Here is a 20,082-nt window from a genome sequence, read left to right on the forward strand (position 1 = left end):
GGCAATCATGGGCGCATGTCACCGCCCCCGCCGCCGCGCCTCCGTCCCCCCGAGTGGTTCACCGTGGACGCGTCGGTGCTGAACGTGGCACTGGTGTATCCGATGCAGGGCCCGGCGGGGATCTTCGGACCGGGGTGCGAGGCGTGCGCCCGGCTGGCCGTGGAGGAGGTCAACGCGGCGGGCGGGGTGCTGGGGCGGGAGCTGCGGCTCCTGGAGGTGGACGGCGGGGCGGAGCCGTCGAAGGTCGCCGCGGAGGTCGAGGCGCTGGTGACGGCGGGGGCCGTGCAGGGGGTCACCGGCTGGCACATCAGCTCGGTACGGCAGGCGGTGGCACCACGGGTGGCGCACCGGGTGCCGTACGTCTACACGGCGCTGTACGAGGGCGGTGAGCGGACCGAGGGCGTCTTCATGACCAGCGAGACACCGGCGGGGCAGCTGCTCCCGGCGATGCGGATGCTCGCGCGGATCCGGGACGTGCGCCGCTGGTTCGTCGTCGGGAACGACTACATCTGGCCGCGCCGCACCGCCCGGGCGGCCCGCCTCTACGCGCGGGAGTCCCGGGGGCGGGTGTGCGGGGAGGCGTATCTGCCGCTGGGGACGGACGACTTCGCCGACGTCCTGCGCCGGATCGAGCGCGCGGACGCCGACGCCGTGCTGATGCTGCTCGTGGGCAGCGACGCGGTGCGGTTCAACCGGGCGTTCGCGGCGGCCGGGCTGGACGCCCGCTGTCTGCGGCTGAGCACGTTGATGGACGAGAGCATGCTCCTGGGCAGCGGCCCCGAGGCGACCGTCGACCTGTACAGCACAGCCGGGTTCTTCGCCTCGCTCGCAGACGGGCACAGCATGGACTTCCACGGCCGTTACGCCGCCCGCTTCGGCGCGGACGCGCCGGTCCCCGGCAGCCTCGGCGAGTCCTGCTACGAAGGGGTGCTGCTGCTGGCAGCCCTCATCGAGCGGGCCCGCACCCTGGACGTCTCCGCCATCGGCGCGGCCGCCGAGCACGTCCGGTACGAGGGACCGCGCGGCCTGCTCGGCCTGGACGGGCGGCATGTGCGCCAGCGCATCTATCTGGCGGAGGCCGACGGACTGGACTTCACCGTGCTCGCCCAACTGGACTCCCCGCAGCGGTTGTCGTAGCCCCCTCCTTGTCACCCCCGTCGGCCAGCGCGCCCGACAGCCGCCCGAGCAGCGGCATCAGCTGATTCTCCTCGTCCTCCGTGAGCCCCGGGGACGTCGGTCCCCACTCCGCCCGTACCGCACGGGAGAGCTGACGCCGCCGCCGTAGTCCCCGGGGGGTGAGCTGGACCAGGACCCGGCGGCGGTCGGCGGGGTCGACGCGGCGGAACACCACGTTCTGGTCGACGAGTTGGTCGATGAGCTTGGTGAGGGTCGGCGCGGGCAGGGCGGCGTCCTCGGCGAGGGCCGTCATGCCCCGGCCCTCGTCGCCCGAGAGCAGGTCGAGGACCCGCCACGCGTCGACGGAGCAGTCGTACGCGTCGAGCACCGACTGGATACGACGCGCCGCGAGGCGCTCGGCCCGGGTCAGCAGGTGGAGCAGGTCCTGGGGCTGCCTCGCCATCGCACTCCTCGAAGCTCACGTCGGCACGGCCCCCGTGGCGGGGGTGCGTCGGAGCCTACAACCGATCACCGTGCTCCCGGCAGGCCGTATGCCGATTCTGATCCTTTCCGGTGGAAGTAATGAATACCCGCATCGCGAATTCGTTCCCCCATAGGCCGATTGACGTCGGCTCACATCAGTGCGAAACACGATTACTTCCGCCGGAAACTGTTCTTCAACTACGCGGCAACGCACCCGAAACAGTTCCGCCGCAGGCTGTGGACCACTTCAGAGACCAGCCCGGAGGCCACCCCGGAACGGCTGGGCCCTCCCCTTTCCCCTCCCCTTCCTCCGCTCGCTCCCTCGCTCCCTCGCTCGGAGGAATCCGCTCGTACCGCCCTTCGGGGCAAGGAGGTATTGCCATGTCCGGGCTCATCACCAGGCGCGGTCTTCTGGCCGGCATCTCCGCTCTCGGCGCCGGCGCGGCTCTCAGCGCCTGCGGCGCGAAGACCGGCAGCGACACGTCGAAGGCGGCCGGTGCGAAGGCCGACACCTCGGGCGACACCGTCAGGGTCGGCCTGCTGAACTCGCTCTCCGGCACGATGGCGATCAGCGAGGTGACGGTCCACAACGCGCTGCTGCTCGCGGTCAAGGAGATCAACGCCGCCGGCGGGGTCCTCGGCAAGCAGCTCAAGCCGGTCAGTCAGGACGGGGCGTCCGACTGGCCGACCTTCGCCGAGAAGGCGCAGGCGCTCATCACGGACTCCAAGGTCGTCGCGACCTTCGGCTGCTGGACCTCGGCCAGCCGCAAGGCGGTGAAGCCCGTCTTCGAGCGGAACAAGTCGCTGCTCTTCTACCCCGTGCAGTACGAGGGGCTGGAGCAGTCCCCGTACATCTTCTACTCCGGCGCCACCACCAACCAGCAGATCGTGCCCGCGCTCGACTACCTCAAGAAGCAGGGCCTCACCAAGCTCTACCTCGTCGGCAGCGACTACGTCTTCCCGCGCACCGCCAACAAGATCATCAAGACGTACGCGAAGGCGAACGGCATGGAGGTGCTCGGCGAGGACTACGCGCCGCTGGGCTCCACGGAGTTCGCGACCATCGTCAACAAGGTCAGGAGCGCCGGGGCCGACGCGGTCTTCAACACCCTGAACGGCGACAGCAACGTGGCCTTCTTCAAGGAGTACAAGTCCGCGGGGCTGACCGCGAAGAAGCTGCCGGTGCTCTCCGTCTCCATCGCCGAGGAGGAGGTCAAGAGCATCGGAACGCAGTACCTGGAAGGGCAGTTGACGGCCTGGAACTACTACCAGACCACGCCCGGCGCCGCCAACGAGAAGTTCGTCGCCGCGTACCAGGCGGCGTACGGCAAGGACAAGCCGACCAGCGACCCGATGGAGGCGGCGTACATCTCCGTCCACCTGTGGAAGGCGATGGTCGAGAAGGCGGGGTCCTTCGACGTCGAGAAGGTGAAGGCGGCGTCCGACGGGATCGAGTTCGACGCGCCGGAGGGCAAGGTGACGGTCGACGGTGCGACGCAGCACGTCCACAAGACCGCCCGCATCGGCAAGGTCACCGCGAGCGGGCTCATCGAGGAGGTCTGGAACTCGGGCGGGCCCATCAAGCCCGACCCGTACCTGAAGGGCTACGACTGGGCGGCGGACCTGTGACGGTCATCCTCAACCAGTCCTTCACCGGCGTCAGCATCGGCGCCGTCCTCCTCCTCATCGCCCTCGGCCTGACCCTCACCTTCGGGCAGATGGGCGTCATCAACATGGCGCACGGTGAGTTCATCATGGCCGGCGCCTACACGACGTACGTGCTCCAGAAGCCGATCGGTGACGCCGGTGTCTCGCTGCTCCTCGCCCTGCCGGTCGCCTTCCTCGTCGCCGGGTCGATGGGCGCGCTCCTGGAGTGGCTGCTGATCCGGCGGCTGTACACGCGTCCGCTGGACACCCTGCTGGTGACCTGGGGCGTCTCCCTGATGCTCCAGCAGTTGGCGCGGGACATCTTCGGTGCGCCGAACGTGCAGACGACCGCGCCGGGCCTGCTGACCGGGAGCGTCTCGGTCGCGGGGGTCAACCTGGCGACCAGCAGGCTGTTCATCCTCGGGTTCGCGCTGCTGTGCGTGGCCGGCCTGGCGGCGATCCTGCGGACCACACCGCTGGGCCGCCGGATCCGGGCGGTGGTGCAGAACCGGGACCTCGCGGAGGTGTCCGGCATCGCGACGGGCCGGGTGGACCGGACGACGTTCTTCATCGGCTCGGGCCTCGCGGGGATGGCGGGGGTCGCGCTGACCCTGATCGGCCCGATCGGTCCGACGACGGGGACCAACTACATCGTGGACGCCTTCCTGGTCGTGGTCGTCGGCGGTATCGGACGGCTCAGGGGCGCGGTCATCACCGCGTTCGTCCTCGGCCTGCTCCAGTCGGTCCTCGAATACTCCACGACCGTGAGCGTGGCGAAGGTGGTGGTCCTCGTGGGGATCGTGGCCTTCCTCCAGTGGCGGCCGCAGGGCCTGTACACCGTGCGCACCAGGAGCCTGGTATGACGACGACGAGCACCCCTCCGACGGCCGCCCCGGCCACCGAACCCCCGGCCGGGCCGCCGGAGACACCCTTCCTGGGGCGTTTCCTGGGCCGTTTCCGGACCCCCGCCGCCTTTCTGCTCGGCGCGGTGCTGCTGGTGGGTGTCGCCCCGCTGGTCCTGTCGGACTTCCGGCTCGGCCTGCTCGCCAAGTACCTCTGCTACGGGATCGTCGCGGTCGGCGTGAGCCTCGCCTGGGGCCGGGGCGGGCTGCTGGTCCTCGGGCAGGGCGTCTTCTTCGGCCTCGGCGGCTACGCCATGGCGATGCACCTCAAGCTCGCCGACGCGGCGGCGACCGGAGAGACGCTGCCGGACTTCATGCTGCTGTACGGGACCGAGGGCGGGCTGCCCTGGTGGTGGCAGCCCTTCGCCAACCCGGCCTTCGCGCTCGCCATGACGGTCGTGCTGCCGATGGCCGTCGCCGCGCTGCTCGGCGCGCTCGTCTTCCGCCGCCGGGTGAAGGGCGCGTACTTCGCGATCCTCAGCCAGGCGCTGGCGGCCGCGCTGGCGATCTGGCTGGTCGGCCAGCAGGCCACCACGGGCGGCACCAACGGCCTGACCGGCTTCCAGGGCTTCTTCGGCTACGACCTGAACGACCCAATCAACCAGCGGATGGTCTACGTCGTCATCGCGGTCGCCCTGCTCCTCCTGATGGCCGCCGCTCGGCAGCTGTTCGTCAGCCGGTACGGCGAACTCCTCATCGCCGTACGGGACTCCGAGGAGCGGGTGCGCTTCCTCGGGTACAACCCGGCCAACGTCAAGCTGGTGGCGTACGTGGTCGCGGCCGGCATGGCGGGTCTGGCCGGTGCGCTGTTCGTCCCGGCGGTGGGGATCATCTCCCCGGCGCTCATCGGGATCGTGCCGTCCATCGGCTTCGTCATCGGCGCGGCGGTCGGCGGGCGGGCGTCGCTGGTGGGCGCGGTGCTCGGGGCGATCGCGGTGGCCTGGGCGCAGAGCACGCTCTCGGACGCGTGGCCGGCCGGGTGGACGTACCTCCAAGGGCTGCTGTTCGTCGTCGCGGTCGGCTTCCTGCCCGGCGGGCTGGCCTCGCTGAGGACGGTGCTGCGCAGGCGGCGGACCTCCTCCGACCGAGTCGGTGCAACGAAGGGAGTGACCACATGAGCGGCGAGGGACTGACCGTCCGCGACCTGCGGGTGACGTTCGACGGGGGCGTCACCGCCGTCGACGGCGTCGACCTGGACATCGGGCCGGGCGACCTGCGTTTCCTGATCGGGCCGAACGGCGCCGGCAAGACGACCCTGGTCGACGCCGTCACCGGCCTGGTGCGGGCGAGCGGATCGATCCGCTTCGGCGGTGAGGAGATCATCGGCGAGCCCGTGCACCGCATCGCCCGCCGGGGCATCGGCCGCACGTTCCAGACGGCGACCGTCTTCGAGCAGCTGACCGTCGAGCAGAACCTCGACATCGCCGCCGGGGCCGGCCGCAGCGCGCTGACCCTGCTCCGGCGGCGCAGAAACGTCCCCGAATCAGTGGGGAAGGCGCTGGAGATCACCGGCCTGACCGCGCTCCGCCACCGCCCGGCCGGGGTGCTGGCCCATGGTCAGAAGCAGAGTTTGGAGATCGGCATGCTGCTCGTCCAGGACGTGAAGCTGCTGCTGCTCGACGAGCCGGTCGCCGGGATGAGCCACGACGAACGCGAGGCCGCGGGCGAGCTGCTCCAGCGGGTCAGCGAGGACCGCACCGTCGTCGTCATCGAGCACGACATGGAGTTCATGCGCTCGTTCGCCCGCAGCGTCAGCGTCCTGCACGCGGGCAAGGTCCTCAGCGAGGGGACGGTCGCCCAGGTCCAGGCCGACGCCAAGGTCCAGGAGGTCTACCTCGGCCGCGCCTCCGAGCCCGAGCCGTCAGTAGCCGTTCCCGTTCCCGTCCCCGCCCCCGTCCGCGAAGAGGTGTGACCGCCGTGCTGGAGATCAACGACGTCCGCGCGGGCTACGACCGCACCACCGTCCTGCACGAGGTGACCGTGGCGGTGCCGGACGACGGCGTCGCCGCCGTCCTCGGCCACAACGGCGCGGGGAAGAGCACCCTCCTGCGCACCGCCATGGGCCTCATCAGGCCATCGCACGGCACGGTTCTCCTCGACGGCGAGGACATCACCCGCCTGGCGCCCCATCAGCGCGTGGCCCGCGGCATGGCGTACGTCCCCCAGGGACAGCAGTCCTTCCCCCATCTGACCACTGCCGAGAACCTCCGGCTCGTCGCCGACGGTTCCCCGCGCGGCGGCGGCCGCGACGCCATCGCCGAGGCCCTCGACCTCTTCCCGGTCCTCCGCGAACTCGCCCACCGCCGCGCCGGACTCCTCTCCGGCGGCCAGCGCCAGCAACTCGCCATCGCCCGCGCCCTCGTCACCCGTCCCCGGATCCTTCTCCTCGACGAACCGACCGAGGGCATCCAGCCCTCCGTCGTCGCCGAGATCGAGACCACGGTCCTCTCCCTGGCCGCGCGAGGCGGCCTCTGCGTCCTCCTCGTCGAACAGCACGTCGGCTTCGCCATGCGGGCGGCCGAGCGCTACTACGTCCTGGAGGCGGGCCGGGTCACATCGTCGGGGGAGGGGGGAACGGGTGCGGAGCGGACGGTCCGGGAGGCACTGAGTGTGTGAGCCCTCCTGGGCCTTCCACGGCGCGGGTCAGACGAAGCGGCGCGGGTCAGAAGTAGTAGCGCGACACCGATTCGGCCACGCACGCGGGCTTCTCGCTGCCCTCGCGCTCGACCGTGACGAGCGCGGTGATCTGCACACCGCCCCCGGCCTCCTCGACGCTCGTGAGGACGGCGGTGGCCCGCAGCCGTGAGCCGACCGGGACGGTGGAGGGGAAACGGACCTTGTTGGTCCCGTAGTTGATGCCCATCTTCATGCCCTCGACCCGCATCACCTGCGGCACCAGCGCGGGCAGCAGCGAGAGCGTCAGATAGCCGTGCGCGATGGTCGTGCCGAACGGCCCGGCCGCCGCACGCTCCGGATCCACATGGATCCACTGGTGGTCGCCGGTCGCGTCGGCGAACAGGTCGATCCGCTTCTGGTCGACCTCCAGCCAGTCACTGTGCCCGAGCTGCTCGCCCACTCCGTCGCGCAGCTCCTGTGCGGACGTGAAGATCTTCGGCTCTGCCATGTTCCGGGTCCCTGCCTTCCGGCTCGCCGCGCCGTCCGGCGCGATGTCTAAGCGCTTGCTCAGCATCCTTGCGCGGTGGGCTCCTGTCAACGATTCCGGGGTGGCGTCCGCCGGGGGCGCAGTAGGGTCTGAGGAGTGCCACAGATCCCACAGACACTCCACGAACTCTCGGTCGGCCAGCTCTCGGCGCGCAGCGGCGCCGCGGTCTCCGCTCTGCACTTCTACGAGTCCAAGGGCCTGATCAGCAGCCGCCGCACCAGCGGCAACCAGCGCCGCTACTCGCGTGACGCCCTGCGCCGCGTCGCTTTCGTACGGGCGGCCCAGCGGGTCGGCATCCCGCTGGCCACGATCCGGGACGCCCTCGCCGCCCTGCCCGAGGAGCGCACACCGAACCGGGAGGACTGGGCCCGCCTCTCCGAGGCCTGGCGCCGGGAACTCGACGAGCGGATCACGCAGTTGCACCGGCTGCGCGACCATCTCACCGACTGCATCGGCTGTGGCTGTCTGTCGCTGGAGACCTGTGTGCTGTCCAACCCCGACGACGTCTCCGGCGATCGGATCACCGGCTCGCGCCTGATGCCCGAGCGCAGGCAGCACCCGGCGGAGGAGCAGGAGCACGGCTGACCCGGAGCCCTTCGGCCTGGATCAGGCCGTGCTCGTCCGCCGTAACCGCACCGCCGCGGCGACCAGTTCCGCGTTCGAGCGCGCGGGGCGGCCGTCCGGCAGCACCGTGACGTCCTCCGCGCCGATCCGTGTCGCCAGGCCGAGCCTGAAGGCCAGCTCCGCCACCGGCCACGCGCCGCCGTCCTCCCCGTGCAGCAGCACCGGGCGGCCGTGCGCGGTGCCCACCTCGGCGAGGAGCAGCCGGGCCGAGCCGGTCGCCGTCGCCGGGTCGGTGTCGGTGACCTCGGCCAGCACCCGCAGGACCCGGGGCGCCAGGGGGGACCGCCGGAAGAGGCGGTGCCCCTCCGTGCCCGACCAGAGCCCGGCCTCCACGCCCACGCCCCGCTCCAGCAGTGCGGCGGCCAGCTCCTCGGCGCCCGGCTCGTGCCAGTTGACCGAGGCGTGGTCGGGCAGCACCGACCACTCCCGTACGCGCTCGACCCGGCGCCGCGGATCCGGCTCGGCCCAGGCGCCCGTCGTCACCCCGACCGGGACGCGCACCGCCGCCCGTATCGCCGTCAGCGTCGCGGCCAGCACCCGGGGCGAGAGCGTGTCCTGCCCGCAGGGGGTCCGCGGATGCACATGGATGTCGGTGGCACCGGCGGCGACGGCCTCGGCCGCCGACCGGGCCAGCGCTTCGGGGGACAGGGGCGCGGCCGCCGAGGCATCCGCACCACGCCGGCCGTTCAGGCAGACCTGGATCATGTCCCCGATGGTGACATCCGCCACTGACAACGGACCTGGGCGCGTCCCAGGGGCCCGGAGGCCTACGCCGCTGCCGCCGCGGCGAGCCTTCGGTGCCTTACCAGCCGGGCCCTGGCCAGCGTGCGGTCCGTCAGCACCGGCTGCGGCACCGCGATCCCGCACGCCGTGCACACCGGACCCGACCACGGCTCGTGCCCGCGCTCCCGCTCCTGGCGCCACTCGATCCCGGTGTCCGCACAGACCGGGCAGGTGGAGCCGGGCCCGGAACCGAGCGCCGCGATCAGCCGGCGCAGCACCTCGGCGAGCGGCTCGCTCGGGTGTACCTCCGGGTCCGCGCAGCGCGCCACCCCGTGGCCGCCCCAGGTCCGGCGGTGCCAGTCGTCGAAGGCGCCGGGCCGCCGCAGGCCCTCGTGCTTCTCGCGCCGCCGCCGCTCGGCGAACCCCGCCTCGTAGGCGAGCCAGATCGCCCGCGCCTCCTCCAGCTCCTCCAGGGCGGCCAGCAGGCGCGCCGGATCGGGTGCCCGGTCCTCGGGATCGATCCCGTGCCGGGCGCACAGATGGTCCCAGGTCGCCCGGTGACCGTAGGGGGCGAACCTCTCCAGGCACTTGCGCAGCGAGTACCGCCGCAGTGCCAGATCACCCAGCGGATCACGGACCTGTCTCGCTAGACTCCGGAAACCGGCCACGTCTGCCACCTCCGTCGTTCGTCCATCGGCGTCAAGGAGTGGACGTACGCCTGCCCGTTTCGGCTCCATCGAAAGATGGAAACCGTCCATTGGCTGAGACTGCCCATGTCGGACGGGGACGGCGGACGGAAGCGGAACGGCGCGCGGACGGGTGGTGCGAGGGCGTGCGGCCGTGCGAGGGCCTGTCGGCGCTCCGGCCCCCGGAGACCGTTCGCCCCCACCCTCTGACCAGGAAATCGGTGGCAGAAGCCCAGGCGGGTGCGGTTGGGTGCCCGTATGACTGCAGTCTCCCCCCGCCTGGAAAAGGTCACGGCCGACACGGTGCTCGACGCCTGTCGGCTGGAAGTCGCTCCCGCGCAGCGAAAGTTCGTCTCGCCGGTCGCGCAGTCCTTGGCCGAGGCCTATGTGCACCCCGATGTCGCCTGGCCCCGGCTGATCCGTGACGGCGACCGCATCGTGGGCTTCGTGATGGCCTTCTTCGACGTCACGTTCGACTACGACGCCGGTGTTCCGGACGCCCCGAAGCGCTCCGGCCTCTGGCGGCTGGCCATAGCCGCCGGTGAGCAGGGCCGGGGGTACGGGCGGTTCGCCGTGGGCGCGGTGAACGAGGAGATCCGCCGCAGGGGCGGGACGGTCTCGACCGTGACCTGGCATCCCGGTGAGGGCGGCCCGGAGGAGTTCTACCTCAAGCTCGGCTACCGCAAGCGGGGCCTGACCGACGACGGCGAGTACCTCGGCGACATGGACCTCACGGGCTGAGAGGGGCAGGCCGGGGCGCGTTCGTGCGATCGCCCCGGCCCCGGCCGCGCTACCCCCCGTACCGCAGATACCTCCGCCGCTTCGCCCGGAACGCCGACAGGTCCCGCTGCCAGGCCTGTACGACCGCGTCCGTGTCCGCGCCCGCGTCGATCATCGTGCGTACCCGGGTGTTCCCGGTGAGCTTGTCGATCCAGTTGTCCGGCCGCCAGGCGAAGCCGCTCCACGTCCGCTTCGCGGTCACCAGCAGGGCGATCCCGGTCCGGACCGGGTCGAAGACCTCCCGGTCCTGGACGTGCACCTGCACCCCGCCCACCGTCTTCCCCTGGAACTTGGAGAACGTCGGCGCGAAGTACGCCTCCCGGAAGGCAACCCCCGGCAGCCGCAGCGCGTTCACGGCGGCCGCCCAGCGGTGGTCGATGCCCTCAGCGCCCAGCAGCTCGAAGGGGCGTGTGGTGCCCCGGCCCTCGGAGAGGTTCGTGCCCTCGAAGAGACAGGTGCCGGAGTAGACGAGGGCCGTCTCCGGCGTCGGCATGTTCGGGCTCGGCGGCACCCACGGCAGCCCGGTGTCGTCGAAGAAGTCCGAGCGCCGCCACCCCGACATCGTCACCACCTCCAGCCGCGCCGGGTTCGCGTGCAGGAACTCCGCGTTGAAGAAGAGCGCCAGCTCCGCCACCGTCATCCCGTGCGCCTGGGCGATCTCCCGGCGGCCGACGAACGTGGCGAACGCCGGATCCAGCACCGGCCCCAGCGCCGCCCGCCCGGTCACCGGGTTGGGCCGGTCCAGCACCACCAGCCGCTTGCCCGCGAGCGCGGCCGCCTCCATGCAGTCGTACAGCGTCCAGATGTACGTGTAGAAGCGCGCGCCTGCGTCCTGGATGTCGAAGACGACCGTGTCCACGCCGGACGCGGTGAAGATGTCCGCGAGCGGCTGCCCGCTCTTGAGGTACGTGTCGTAGACCGGCAGCCCGGTCGCCGGGTCGTCGTACCGCCCCTCCGAGCCGCCCGCCTGCGCGGTGCCCCGGAAGCCGTGCTCGGGGCCGAAGACGGCGGTCAGGTTCACCCGGTCGTCCGGGTGCATCACGTCGACGATGTGCCGTACGTCGGCGGTGATGCCGGTCGGGTTGGTGACGACGCCGACCTTCTGGCCCCGCAGCAGCCGGTAGCCGTCGGCCGCCAGCCGGTCGAAGCCGGTACGGACCCGGCCGCGCCCGGGCCCACGTGCGGCAGCGGCGGCTCCACCGGTGCCGGCCGCCGTCGCCGCGAGCGCTCCCACGGCGCCTCCCGCGGCCAGCACACCACGTCGGGACAGGCTCATTCCGCTACCTCCATGATCGCGCCGACTGTCATGGCCACGCACGCTAGCGCGGGTACGGGCCCCACGGAACGACCCGGGCCGCGCCGATTCCCCCAGCCGGACCGCCGCCCCCGCCGACCTGGCCCGGGCCCCTTCCCGACCCTTCCCCGATCACATACCGACCGGTTAGTCTGCCGGTGCAGACGGACCGAGAGGCGGGATGACGATGGATACGGTGCAGGACGCCGGCGTGGTGGTCACGGGAGCCGGAGGCGGCATCGGCGCCGCTCTGGCCCGCAGGTTCGCCGAGCAGGGCGCGCGGGTCGTCGTCAACGACCTCGACCTCGCGCGCATCGAGCCGCTCGCGAAGGAGATCGGCGGCACCGCCGTCGCCGGGGACGCCTCGGGCATCGTGGAGGCGGCCCGGGACGCGCTGGGCGGCACGGTGGACGTCTACTGCGCCAACGCCGGACTCGCCTCGCCCGGTGACGCGTTCGCCGACGAGGAGGTCTGGGCCGCCGCCTGGGACGTCAACGTGATGGCCCACGTGCGGGCGGCCAGGGCCCTGCTGCCGCAGTGGCTGGAGCGCGGCAGCGGGCGGTTCGTCACCACCGCCTCCGCCGCCGGACTGCTGACGATGATCGGCGCGGCCCCCTACAGCGTCACCAAGCACGGGGCGGTCGCCTTCGCCGAGTGGCTCTCGCTCACCTACCGCCACCGCGGCATCAAGGTTCACGCCATCTGCCCGCAGGGCGTACGGACGGACATGCTCACCGCCGCCGGTTCGGCCGGCGAGCTGGTGCTCGCCCCTGGGGCGATCGAGCCGGCCGCCGTCGCCGACGCGCTGTTCGACGCGATGGCGACCGACCGCTTCCTGGTCCTGCCGCACCCGGAGGTCGCCGGCTACTACCAGGCGCGCGCAGCCGATCCCGACCGGTGGATCGGCAACATGAACCGACTCCAGCAGAAGTGGGAGGGGGTGAGCGGCGCATGAGCGACGCACGCTCCGGCTCCGGCTCCCGCTACGCCGCCAAGCCCTGGCTCGCCCTCCTCAGCGACGCTCAGCGCGCCGAAGTGCACCCCGCCGAGACCGTGCTCCACGCCTTCCGGGACACGGTCGCCCGGGCCCCCGAGGACCACCCCGCCCTCGCCTACTTCGACGGGCGCCTGACCTACCGAGAGACCGACACGCTCTCCGACTCGGTGGCCGGACACCTCGCCGCCCGGGGCCTGCGGCGCGGCGACCGGGTCGCGATCATGCTCCAGAACAGCCCGCACTTCGTCCTCGCGCTCCTCGGCGCGTGGAAGGCCGGAGCCACCGTCGTACCGCTCAATCCGATGTACAAGTCCGGCGAGGTCGGGCACGTGCTGAAGGACGCCGGGGTCACCGCGCTGATCTGCTCGGACCGGGCCTGGGCGGCGTATCTGCGGGAGACCGCCGAGGCCGCCCCGGACCTCACCATCGCGCTGACCGCCTGCGAGCTGGACCTCCAGAGCGCGGACGACCCCCGTGTCCTCGGCTTCGAGCGGCTCCCCGCCCCCGGCCCCGACGACCTCGCCGACGACCTGCTCACCGTGGCCCGCGCCGGCCACACGCCCCCGGACGGCCGGGAGCTCACCGCCGCCGACGTGGCGCTGATCAGCTACACCTCCGGGACCAGCGGCACCCCCAAGGGCGCCATGAACTCCCACGCCAACATCATGGTGAACGCCGAGCGGCAGCGCACCGGGCACCCCGTCGCCGAGGGCTCCGCCTACTTCGCGCTCGCCCCGCTCTTCCACATCACCGGCATGGTCTGCCAGCTCGCCGCCTGTATCGCCAACGCGGGCACCCTGGTCCTGGCCTACCGCTTCGAGGCGGGCGTCGTCCTCGACGCCTTCGCCGCCCACCGCCCCGCGTACACTGTCGGCCCCTCCACCGCCTTCATGGCCCTGGCCGCCCACCCGGACGTCACCCCGGACCACTTCGCCTCCTTCCAGGTGATCTCCTCCGGCGGCGCCCCGCTGCCGCCCGCCCTGGTGGAGAAGTTCCGCGCCGGCTTCGGCCCGTACATCCGCAACGGCTACGGACTCACCGAGTGCACCGCCCCCTGCGCCTCGGTCCCGCCCGAGCGTGAGGCCCCGGTGGACCCGGTCTCCGGCACGCTCTCCGTCGGCGTGCCCGGCCCCGACACCGTCGTACGGATCCTCGACGAGAGCGGGCAGGAGGTGCCCTTCGGGGAGCAGGGCGAGATCGCGGTGCGCGGTCCCCAGGTCGTCTCCGGCTACTGGAACCTCCCCGAGGCCACCGAGGCCGCCTTCCCGGACGGCGAGCTGCGCACCGGTGACATCGGGTTCATGGACGCGGCGGGCTGGCTCTACGTCGTCGACCGCAAGAAGGACATGATCAACGCCTCGGGGTTCAAGGTCTGGCCCCGCGAGGTGGAGGACGTCCTGTACACCCACCCGGCGGTGCGCGAGGCGGCCGTCGTGGGCGTGCCCGACGCGTACCGGGGGGAGACCGTACGCGCCTATGTCAGTCTGCGTCCGGGCACAACCGTCGAACCGGGCGAGCTGGGGACGTACTGCAAGGAAAGGCTCGCCGCGTACAAGTATCCGCGCGAGGTGGAGATCCTGGCCGAGCTGCCGAAGACGGCGAGTGGGAAGATCCTCAGGCGGGAACTGCGTTCCTCCCGTTAGAACCTCGTCGAAACAGCGAACGCACGGTATGAAAGGCAGGTGGCGGCTCATGGCCAAGGCGACGGAGCAGAACGGCACGCCCGTCCCTCAGAGGCTGCTGGCCGCCGCCACCCGGCTCTTCGCCGAGCGCGGGTACGACCGCACCTCGGTGCAGGAGATCGTCGAGGCGGCGGGCGTCACCAAGGGGGCGCTCTACCACTACTTCGGCTCCAAGGAGGACCTTCTCCAGGAGGTCTACGCCCGGGTGCTGCGGCTCCAGCAGGAGCGGCTGGACGCCTTCGCGGGGGCCGACGCCCCCGTCGAGCAGCGGCTGCGTGACGCGGCCGCCGACGTGGTCGTCACGACCATCGACAACCTGGACGACGCCGCGATCTTCTTCCGCTCCATGCACCACCTGAGCCCGGAGAAGAACAAGCAGGTGCGGGTGGAGCGCCGCCGCTACCACGAGCGGTTCCGGGCGCTGATCGAGGAGGGCCAGCGCAGCGGGGTGTTCTCCACCGCCACCCCCGCCGACCTGGTGGTCGACTACCACTTCGGCTCGGTCCACCACCTCTCCACCTGGTACCGCCCGGACGGCCCGCTCAGCCGCGAGCAGGTCGCCGGCCACCTCGCGGATCTGCTGCTGCGGGCCCTGCGCCCGTAACACCGCCCTGTTCGACTCCGCCCTGATCAGAGCCGGTTGAACACGTCCAAACGCCGATATGTGTTCGTTAATGGAACTGACATGTCCGCTTTCCGCTCTTGACGGAACACTGTCACCTCATTGACCATCGGTCACGCATCGCACGGGCCACCGGCCCCGCGGTGCGCACCACCAGCTCCAGGACCCGGCCGTACGTTCCACGCGGCCGGGTGCCCCCCGCACGTTCCGTCAGTCCCCGAACGGAATCCGGAGCCCCATCGATGAGACCGAACCGACTCACCCTGCGCAGATCCCCGGCAGCCGTCGCCGCCGTCGCCCTCGCAGCCCTCCTCGGGACCGCCGCGCCCACCGCGCAGGCCGCCCCGGCGACGACCACGGCGATCGCCGCCGTCGCAGCGCCCGACATACCGCTGGCCAACGTCAAGGGCCACCTCACCCAGTTCTCGACGATCGCCGCGAACAACGGCGGCAACCGCGCCCACGGCCGCCCCGGCTACAAGGCGTCCGTCGACTACGTGAAGGCCAAGCTCGACGCGGCCGGATACACCACGTCCATCCAGCAGTTCACCTCCAGCGGCGCCACCGGCTACAACCTGATAGCCGACTGGCCCGGCGGCGACCCGAACAAGGTCGTCTTCGCCGGAGCCCACCTGGACTCCGTCTCCTCCGGCGCCGGGATCAACGACAACGCCTCCGGCTCGGCCGCCGTCCTGGAGACCGCCCTCGCCGTCTCACGCGCCGGCTACCAGCCCGACAAGCACCTGCGGTTCGCCTGGTGGGGTGCGGAGGAGCTGGGCCTGATCGGCTCCAAGTACTACGTCAACAACCTGCCGGCCGCCGAGCGTTCGAAGATCTCCGGCTACCTCAACTTCGACATGATCGGCTCGCCGAACGCGGGCTACTTCGTCTACGACGACGACCCGGTCATCGAGAAGACCTTCAAGGACTACTTCGCCGGCCTCGGCGTGCCCACCGAGATCGAGACCGAGGGCGACGGCCGCTCCGACCACGCCCCGTTCAAGGCGGCGGGCGTCCCCGTCGGCGGCCTCTTCACCGGCGCCAGCCGCACCAAGACCGCGGCCCAGGTGCAGAAGTGGGGCGGAACGCAGGGCCAGGCCTTCGACCGCTGCTACCACACCTCCTGCGACACCACGGCGAACATCAACGACACCGCCCTGGACCGCAACAGCGACGCCGCCGCCCACGCGATCTGGACCCTCTCCGCGGGCTCCACGGGCGAGCCGCCCACCGGCACCGTCTTCTCCAACGACGCCGACGTCGCCATCCCGGACGCCGGGGCGGCCGTGACCTCCCCGGTCACCGTCTCCGGCCGGACCGGCAACGCCCCCGCCGCCCTCCAGGTGGGCGTGGACATCAAGCACACCTACCGCGGCGACCTCGTCATCGACCTGCTGGCACCGGACGGCGCCGCCTTCCGGCTGAAGAACTCCAGCAGCGGTGATTCGGCGGACAACGTCATCACGACGTATACCGTCAACGCCTCCGCCAAGGCGGCCAACGGCGTCTGGAAGCTCCGGGTGCAGGACATCGCCCGGCAGGACACCGGTTACATCGACAGCTGGAAGCTCACCTTCTGACCTCCCGGCACTCCCGCTGCGGCCCCCTCCCCAGGAGGGGGCCGCACACGGTTTCACAGGTAGCGCTTGATCTCCCGCCGGGCCAGCGACCGCTGGTGCACCTCGTCCGGCCCGTCCGCCAGCCGCAGCGTCCGCGCCGACGCCCACAGCTCCGCCAGCGGGAAGTCCTGGCTCACCCCGCCCGCCCCGTGCAGCTGCACCGCGGAGTCCAGGATGTCCACCACCGCGCGCGGGGTGGCGATCTTGATGGCCTGGATCTCGGTGTGCGCGCCCTTGTTGCCCACCGTGTCCATCAGCCAGGCCGTCTTCAGCACCAGCAGCCGCAGCTGCTCCACCGTCACCCGGGCGTCCGCGATCCAGTTCTGCACGACGCCCTGCTGGGCGAGCGGCTTGCCGAACGCCGTACGTTCCACCGCCCGGCGGCACATCAGCTCGATGGCCCGCTCCGCCATCCCGATCAGCCGCATGCAGTGGTGGATCCGCCCCGGTCCCAGCCGCGCCTGCGCGATGGCGAAACCGCCGCCCTCCTCACCGATCAGGTTCGACGCGGGCACCCGTACGTCGTGGAAGACCACCTCGGCGTGGCCGCCGTGGGAGTGGTCCTCGTACCCGTACACCTGCATGGCGCGCCGCACTTCGAGGCCGGGGGTGTCGCGCGGCACCAGGATCATCGACTGCTGGCGGCGGAGGTCATCGCCGTCCGGGTCGGTCTTGCCCATCACGATGAAGATCGCGCAGTCCGGGTTCATCGCCCCGGAGATGTACCACTTGCGGCCGTTGATGACGTACGAGTCACCGTCCCGCACGATCCGGGTCTCGATGTTCGTCGCGTCGGAGGACGCCACATCCGGCTCCGTCATCGCGAAAGCGGAGCGGATCTCCCCGGCCAGCAGCGGCTCCAGCCACTGCTTCTTCTGTTCGTCGGTGGCGAACTGGAAGAGCACCTCCATGTTCCCGGTGTCCGGCGCCGCGCAGTTCAGCGCGGTCGGCGCGAGGTGCGGGGAGCGGCCGGTGATCTCCGCGAGCGGCGCGTACTGGAGGTTCGTCAGCCCGGCCCCGTACTCCGCGTCGGGCAGGAAGAGGTTCCACAACCCCTGCCGCCGCGCCTCCGCCTTCAGCTCACCGACCACGGCCGGGGTGTCCCACGGCGAGGCGAGCAGCGCCCGCTGCTCGTGGTCGGTCCGCTCGGCCGGGTAGACGTAGTCGTCCATGAAGGCGAGCAGCCTGCTCCGCAGCTCCTCGGTACGGGCGTCGAATGCGAAGTCCATGGGTGGTCAGCCTTCCTGGAGAGTGGTGAGGCCGTGCTCGATGAAGACCGGGACCAGATCGCCGATCTGATCGAAGCCCGCGCCGACGGTCTGGCCGAGGGTGTAGCGGTAGTGGATGCCCTCCAGGATCACGGCGAGCTTGAACCAGGCGAACGCGGTGTACCAGGAGATGGCGGAGGTGTCCCGGCCCGACCCGGCGGCGTACCGCTCGATCAGCTCGGCGGGGGAGGGGTGCCCGGCGGCGCCGCTGGTGGTGGAGACGGGGGAGTGCGGCAGATCGAGGTCGGAGCTGTACATCACGAGGAGCCCGAGGTCGGTCAGCGGATCGCCCAGGGTGGACATCTCCCAGTCCAGGACGGCGTTGATGCGGTCGTCCGGGCCGAGCAGCACGTTGTCCAGGCGGTAATCGCCGTGGACGACGGTGGGCGCGGGGGAGGCGGGCAGCTCACGGCCCAGCGAGGCGTGCAGCTCGTCGATGCCGGCCAGGTCGCGGTTGCGGGAGGCGTCCAGCTGCTTGCCCCAGCGCCGCAACTGCCGGTCCAGGAACCCCTCCGGCCGCCCGAAGTCCCCGAGCCCCACCGCTTCCGGGTCCACCGCGTGCAGGTCGACCAGCGTGTCGACGAGGGCGAGGACGGCGGCCCGGGTGCGCTCGGGGCCCAGCGGGGCGAGCTGTTCGGCGGTGCGGTACGGGGTGCCCTCGACGTGCTCCATGACGTAGAAGGGCGCCCCGAGCACCGAGTCGTCCTCACAGAGGAGCACCGGCTCCGGCACCGGGACGGCGGTGGGGTACAGGGCGCTGATCACCCGGTGCTCGCGCTTCATGTCGTGCGCGGTGGCCAGCACATGGCCCAGCGGCGGTCTGCGCACCACCCAGCGGCCGGTCCCGTCGGTGACGGTGTACGTCAGGTTCGAGCGGCCGCCCTCGATGAGCCGCGCTTCGAGGGGTCCGCTCACCAGCCCCGGCCGCTCGCGGTCGAGATGGCCGCGCAGCAGCTCCGGGTCGAGACCTGGCGGGGGGACTGAGCTCATGGTGCGTACCTCCGGGGCGACGGAACGATCGCTGACGGGAACGATCGCTGACCATGATGCCGACCAGTCGGTATGTCGTCCAGTGAACTCCCGCAATCCACCACGGGAACCGCGTCCCACCCCTGTAACGGATCGCATATATGAATACATTTCACGGATGCATACCGACCTGGTGATCGAAGACGTCCGGCTCACCCCGATCCTCGTGGCCGATCCGCCCCTGCTGAACACCCAGGGCGTCCACCAGCCGTACACGCCCCGGCTCATCGTGGAAGTGGTCACCAGGGGCGGAGTGACCGGCGTCGGGGAGACGTACGGCGACGGCACGTACCTGGACCCCGCGAACGCGCTGGCCCGGGCGCTCCCCGGCCGCACGGTCACCGATCTGAACGGGCTCTTCACCCTGGCTGACGAGGTGTGCGGCGACTCACGGCCCGCCGGGGACCGGGAGGCGGACCTCCGCGTGGACGCCGGCGGGCTGCGCGGGGTCCGGAGCGCGGAGAAGATCCGCCTCTCGGTCGTCTCCGCCTTCGAGGTGGCCTGCCTGGACGCCCTCGGCAAGGCGCTCGGCCTGCCCGTGCACGTCCTGCTCGGCGGAAAGGTCCGCGACGCCGTCGAGTACAGCGCGTACCTCTTCTACCGCTGGGCCCACCACCCGCAGGGCGGCGAGCGCGACGACTGGGGCGCGGCCCTCGACCCGGCGGGCATCGTCGCCCAGGCCCGCCGCCTCGCCGACACGTACGGCTTCGCCTCCTTCAAGCTCAAGGGCGGCGTCTTCCCACCCGACCAGGAGATCGCCGCGATCCGCGCCCTGGCCGAGGCCTTCCCCGGCCGCCCGCTCCGCCTGGACCCCAACGGCGCCTGGTCCGTCCCCACCTCGCTGTACGTCGCCGAGCAGCTCACGGGCGTCCTGGAATACCTGGAGGACCCCACCAGCGGTACGGAGTCCATGGCCGCCGTCTCCGCCGCCACCGACGTCCCGCTCGCCACCAACATGTGCGTCACCACCCTCGCCGAGGTCCCCGAGGCCTTCGCCACCGACGCCGTACAGATCGTCCTCGGCGATCACCACTACTGGGGCGGCCTCCACCGCACCCGCGAACTCGCCGCCCTCTGCCGTACGTTCGGCGTCGGGCTCTCCATGCACTCCAACACCCACCTCGGCATCAGCCTCGCCGCGATGACCCACGTGGCCGCCACCGTGCCCGGCCTCGCGTACGCCTGCGACAGCCACTACCCCTGGCAGACCGAGGACGTCATCACCGAACGCCACACCTTCACCGACGGCCGGCTCACCGTCTCCGACACCCCCGGCCTCGGCGTCGAGCTGGACCGTGACCGCCTGGCCGCCCTGCACCGCCGCTGGCTGGAGGACGACGGCACCCACCGCGAGCGCGACGACGCGGCGGCGATGCGCAGGGGCGACCCTCAGTGGGTGGCGCCGGTGATCCCGCGCTGGTGAGGGGGTGCCGTGCGCTCTGAGTTG

At 71.6% G+C, this 20,082-nt stretch carries 20 protein-coding genes; 13 read left to right on the plus strand and 7 right to left on the minus strand.

Annotation, left to right across the window (positions count from 1 at the left end):
• Positions 1-15: 15 nt before the first annotated feature.
• Positions 16-1,137, plus strand: a complete 1,122-nt coding sequence (locus IF17_RS0125120; protein WP_030570050.1) for a substrate-binding domain-containing protein — start codon at positions 16-18, stop codon at positions 1,135-1,137.
• Here IF17_RS0125120 and IF17_RS0125125 read toward each other — a convergent pair.
• Positions 1,094-1,579: a MarR family winged helix-turn-helix transcriptional regulator gene (locus IF17_RS0125125; protein ID WP_030570053.1), complete on the minus strand. Its 486-nt coding sequence runs from the start codon at positions 1,577-1,579 to the stop codon at positions 1,094-1,096. The two genes, IF17_RS0125120 and IF17_RS0125125, sit on opposite strands and share 44 nt — an antisense overlap.
• A gap of 401 nt (positions 1,580-1,980) precedes the next feature.
• Here IF17_RS0125125 and urtA point away from each other — a divergent pair, with 401 nt between their 5' ends.
• From urtA to urtE, 5 genes are read left to right on the plus strand one after another with little or no spacing between them, the layout of a single operon-like run.
• Complete coding sequence (gene urtA, locus IF17_RS0125130) at positions 1,981-3,228, plus strand: urea ABC transporter substrate-binding protein (RefSeq protein ID WP_030570056.1); 1,248 nt, start codon at positions 1,981-1,983, stop codon at positions 3,226-3,228.
• Complete coding sequence (gene urtB, locus IF17_RS0125135) at positions 3,225-4,109, plus strand: urea ABC transporter permease subunit UrtB (RefSeq protein WP_030570059.1); 885 nt, start codon at positions 3,225-3,227, stop codon at positions 4,107-4,109. Before urtA ends, urtB begins: the two co-directional genes overlap by 4 nt.
• Positions 4,106-5,266, plus strand: a complete 1,161-nt coding sequence (urtC, locus tag IF17_RS0125140; protein ID WP_030570062.1) for an urea ABC transporter permease subunit UrtC — start codon at positions 4,106-4,108, stop codon at positions 5,264-5,266. The genes urtB and urtC overlap by 4 nt, the downstream gene beginning before the upstream one ends.
• Positions 5,263-6,060, plus strand: coding sequence for an urea ABC transporter ATP-binding protein UrtD (gene urtD, locus IF17_RS0125145; protein WP_030570065.1), 798 nt, complete (start codon positions 5,263-5,265; stop codon positions 6,058-6,060). The genes urtC and urtD overlap by 4 nt, the downstream gene beginning before the upstream one ends.
• A gap of 5 nt (positions 6,061-6,065) precedes the next feature.
• Positions 6,066-6,764, plus strand: coding sequence for an urea ABC transporter ATP-binding subunit UrtE (urtE, locus tag IF17_RS0125150; RefSeq protein ID WP_030570068.1), 699 nt, complete (start codon positions 6,066-6,068; stop codon positions 6,762-6,764).
• A 46-nt stretch (positions 6,765-6,810) separates the two neighbouring features.
• Here urtE and IF17_RS0125155 read toward each other — a convergent pair whose 3' ends face one another.
• Positions 6,811-7,272 carry a MaoC family dehydratase gene (locus IF17_RS0125155; RefSeq protein WP_026242090.1) on the minus strand — a complete coding sequence of 154 codons (462 nt, stop codon included), beginning with the start codon at positions 7,270-7,272 and terminating at the stop codon, positions 6,811-6,813.
• A 135-nt stretch (positions 7,273-7,407) separates the two neighbouring features.
• On the opposite strand from IF17_RS0125155, the gene soxR reads away from it, so the two are divergent.
• Positions 7,408-7,896 carry a redox-sensitive transcriptional activator SoxR gene (soxR, locus tag IF17_RS0125160; protein WP_030570071.1) on the plus strand — a complete coding sequence of 163 codons (489 nt, stop codon included), beginning with the start codon at positions 7,408-7,410 and terminating at the stop codon, positions 7,894-7,896.
• Between the two features lie 21 nt (positions 7,897-7,917).
• On the opposite strand, the gene IF17_RS0125165 is transcribed toward soxR, so the two are convergent.
• Both IF17_RS0125165 and IF17_RS0125170 read right to left on the minus strand, forming a co-directional pair.
• Positions 7,918-8,640: a 3-keto-5-aminohexanoate cleavage protein gene (locus tag IF17_RS0125165; RefSeq protein ID WP_030570074.1), complete on the minus strand. Its 723-nt coding sequence runs from the start codon at positions 8,638-8,640 to the stop codon at positions 7,918-7,920.
• A gap of 62 nt (positions 8,641-8,702) precedes the next feature.
• Positions 8,703-9,326: a hypothetical protein gene (locus tag IF17_RS0125170; protein ID WP_030570077.1), complete on the minus strand. Its 624-nt coding sequence runs from the start codon at positions 9,324-9,326 to the stop codon at positions 8,703-8,705.
• A gap of 276 nt (positions 9,327-9,602) precedes the next feature.
• Here IF17_RS0125170 and IF17_RS0125175 point away from each other — a divergent pair, with 276 nt between their 5' ends.
• Entirely contained in the window at positions 9,603-10,085 is a 483-nt protein-coding gene (locus tag IF17_RS0125175) for a GNAT family N-acetyltransferase (RefSeq protein ID WP_030570080.1), read from the plus strand.
• Between the two features lie 49 nt (positions 10,086-10,134).
• Here the strand turns inward: IF17_RS0125175 and IF17_RS0125180 are convergent, their stop codons facing one another.
• Positions 10,135-11,400, minus strand: a complete 1,266-nt coding sequence (locus IF17_RS0125180; protein WP_030570082.1) for an exo-beta-N-acetylmuramidase NamZ family protein — start codon at positions 11,398-11,400, stop codon at positions 10,135-10,137.
• A 199-nt stretch (positions 11,401-11,599) separates the two neighbouring features.
• On the opposite strand from IF17_RS0125180, the gene IF17_RS0125185 reads away from it, so the two are divergent.
• From IF17_RS0125185 to IF17_RS0125200, 4 genes are all read left to right on the plus strand, one after another.
• Positions 11,600-12,373: an SDR family oxidoreductase gene (locus IF17_RS0125185; protein ID WP_030570085.1), complete on the plus strand. Its 774-nt coding sequence runs from the start codon at positions 11,600-11,602 to the stop codon at positions 12,371-12,373.
• Positions 12,370-14,058: an AMP-binding protein gene (locus IF17_RS0125190; protein ID WP_030570088.1), complete on the plus strand. Its 1,689-nt coding sequence runs from the start codon at positions 12,370-12,372 to the stop codon at positions 14,056-14,058. The genes IF17_RS0125185 and IF17_RS0125190 overlap by 4 nt, the downstream gene beginning before the upstream one ends.
• 49 nt (positions 14,059-14,107) lie before the next feature.
• The gene (locus IF17_RS0125195) at positions 14,108-14,701 is read left to right on the plus strand and encodes a TetR/AcrR family transcriptional regulator (RefSeq protein WP_030570090.1); all 594 of its coding nucleotides are present in this window, start codon (positions 14,108-14,110) and stop codon (positions 14,699-14,701) included.
• Between the two features lie 260 nt (positions 14,702-14,961).
• Positions 14,962-16,299 carry a M28 family metallopeptidase gene (locus tag IF17_RS0125200; RefSeq protein WP_030570092.1) on the plus strand — a complete coding sequence of 446 codons (1,338 nt, stop codon included), beginning with the start codon at positions 14,962-14,964 and terminating at the stop codon, positions 16,297-16,299.
• Between the two features lie 53 nt (positions 16,300-16,352).
• Here the strand turns inward: IF17_RS0125200 and IF17_RS0125205 are convergent, their stop codons facing one another.
• Positions 16,353-17,567, minus strand: a complete 1,215-nt coding sequence (locus tag IF17_RS0125205) for an acyl-CoA dehydrogenase family protein (protein ID WP_030570094.1) — start codon at positions 17,565-17,567, stop codon at positions 16,353-16,355.
• Positions 17,568-17,573: 6 nt separating this feature from the next.
• Positions 17,574-18,596, minus strand: a complete 1,023-nt coding sequence (locus IF17_RS0125210; protein ID WP_030570096.1) for a phosphotransferase family protein — start codon at positions 18,594-18,596, stop codon at positions 17,574-17,576.
• Positions 18,597-18,753: 157 nt separating this feature from the next.
• Between IF17_RS0125210 and IF17_RS0125215 the strand changes: the two genes are divergently transcribed.
• Positions 18,754-20,058, plus strand: a complete 1,305-nt coding sequence (locus tag IF17_RS0125215) for a glucarate dehydratase family protein (RefSeq protein WP_030570098.1) — start codon at positions 18,754-18,756, stop codon at positions 20,056-20,058.
• The last annotated feature ends 24 nt before the right edge of the window (positions 20,059-20,082 follow it).

It is taken from the genome of Streptomyces cyaneofuscatus, assembly GCF_000718135.1.
GTDB classification, from domain to species: domain Bacteria; phylum Actinomycetota; class Actinomycetes; order Streptomycetales; family Streptomycetaceae; genus Streptomyces; species Streptomyces cyaneofuscatus.

Bases quoted from the DNA above. Each gene is read 5' to 3' on its own strand.
- urtA (WP_030570056.1), top strand. From the start codon at position 1,981: ATGTCCGGGCTCATCACCAGGCGCGGTCTTCTGGCCGGCATCTCCGCT.
- IF17_RS0125120 (WP_030570050.1), top strand. From the start codon at position 16: ATGTCACCGCCCCCGCCGCCGCGCCTCCGTCCCCCCGAGTGGTTCACC.
- IF17_RS0125175 (WP_030570080.1), top strand. From the start codon at position 9,603: ATGACTGCAGTCTCCCCCCGCCTGGAAAAGGTCACGGCCGACACGGTG.
- IF17_RS0125155 (WP_026242090.1), bottom strand. From the start codon at position 7,272: ATGGCAGAGCCGAAGATCTTCACGTCCGCACAGGAGCTGCGCGACGGA.
- IF17_RS0125125 (WP_030570053.1), bottom strand. From the start codon at position 1,579: ATGGCGAGGCAGCCCCAGGACCTGCTCCACCTGCTGACCCGGGCCGAG.
- IF17_RS0125195 (WP_030570090.1), top strand. From the start codon at position 14,108: ATGGCCAAGGCGACGGAGCAGAACGGCACGCCCGTCCCTCAGAGGCTG.
- IF17_RS0125205 (WP_030570094.1), bottom strand. From the start codon at position 17,567: ATGGACTTCGCATTCGACGCCCGTACCGAGGAGCTGCGGAGCAGGCTG.
- IF17_RS0125190 (WP_030570088.1), top strand. From the start codon at position 12,370: ATGAGCGACGCACGCTCCGGCTCCGGCTCCCGCTACGCCGCCAAGCCC.
- IF17_RS0125215 (WP_030570098.1), top strand. From the start codon at position 18,754: ATGCATACCGACCTGGTGATCGAAGACGTCCGGCTCACCCCGATCCTC.
- IF17_RS0125210 (WP_030570096.1), bottom strand. From the start codon at position 18,596: ATGAGCTCAGTCCCCCCGCCAGGTCTCGACCCGGAGCTGCTGCGCGGC.
- urtC (WP_030570062.1), top strand. From the start codon at position 4,106: ATGACGACGACGAGCACCCCTCCGACGGCCGCCCCGGCCACCGAACCC.
- IF17_RS0125165 (WP_030570074.1), bottom strand. From the start codon at position 8,640: ATGATCCAGGTCTGCCTGAACGGCCGGCGTGGTGCGGATGCCTCGGCG.
- IF17_RS0125200 (WP_030570092.1), top strand. From the start codon at position 14,962: ATGAGACCGAACCGACTCACCCTGCGCAGATCCCCGGCAGCCGTCGCC.
- urtD (WP_030570065.1), top strand. From the start codon at position 5,263: ATGAGCGGCGAGGGACTGACCGTCCGCGACCTGCGGGTGACGTTCGAC.
- IF17_RS0125185 (WP_030570085.1), top strand. From the start codon at position 11,600: ATGACGATGGATACGGTGCAGGACGCCGGCGTGGTGGTCACGGGAGCC.
- IF17_RS0125180 (WP_030570082.1), bottom strand. From the start codon at position 11,400: ATGAGCCTGTCCCGACGTGGTGTGCTGGCCGCGGGAGGCGCCGTGGGA.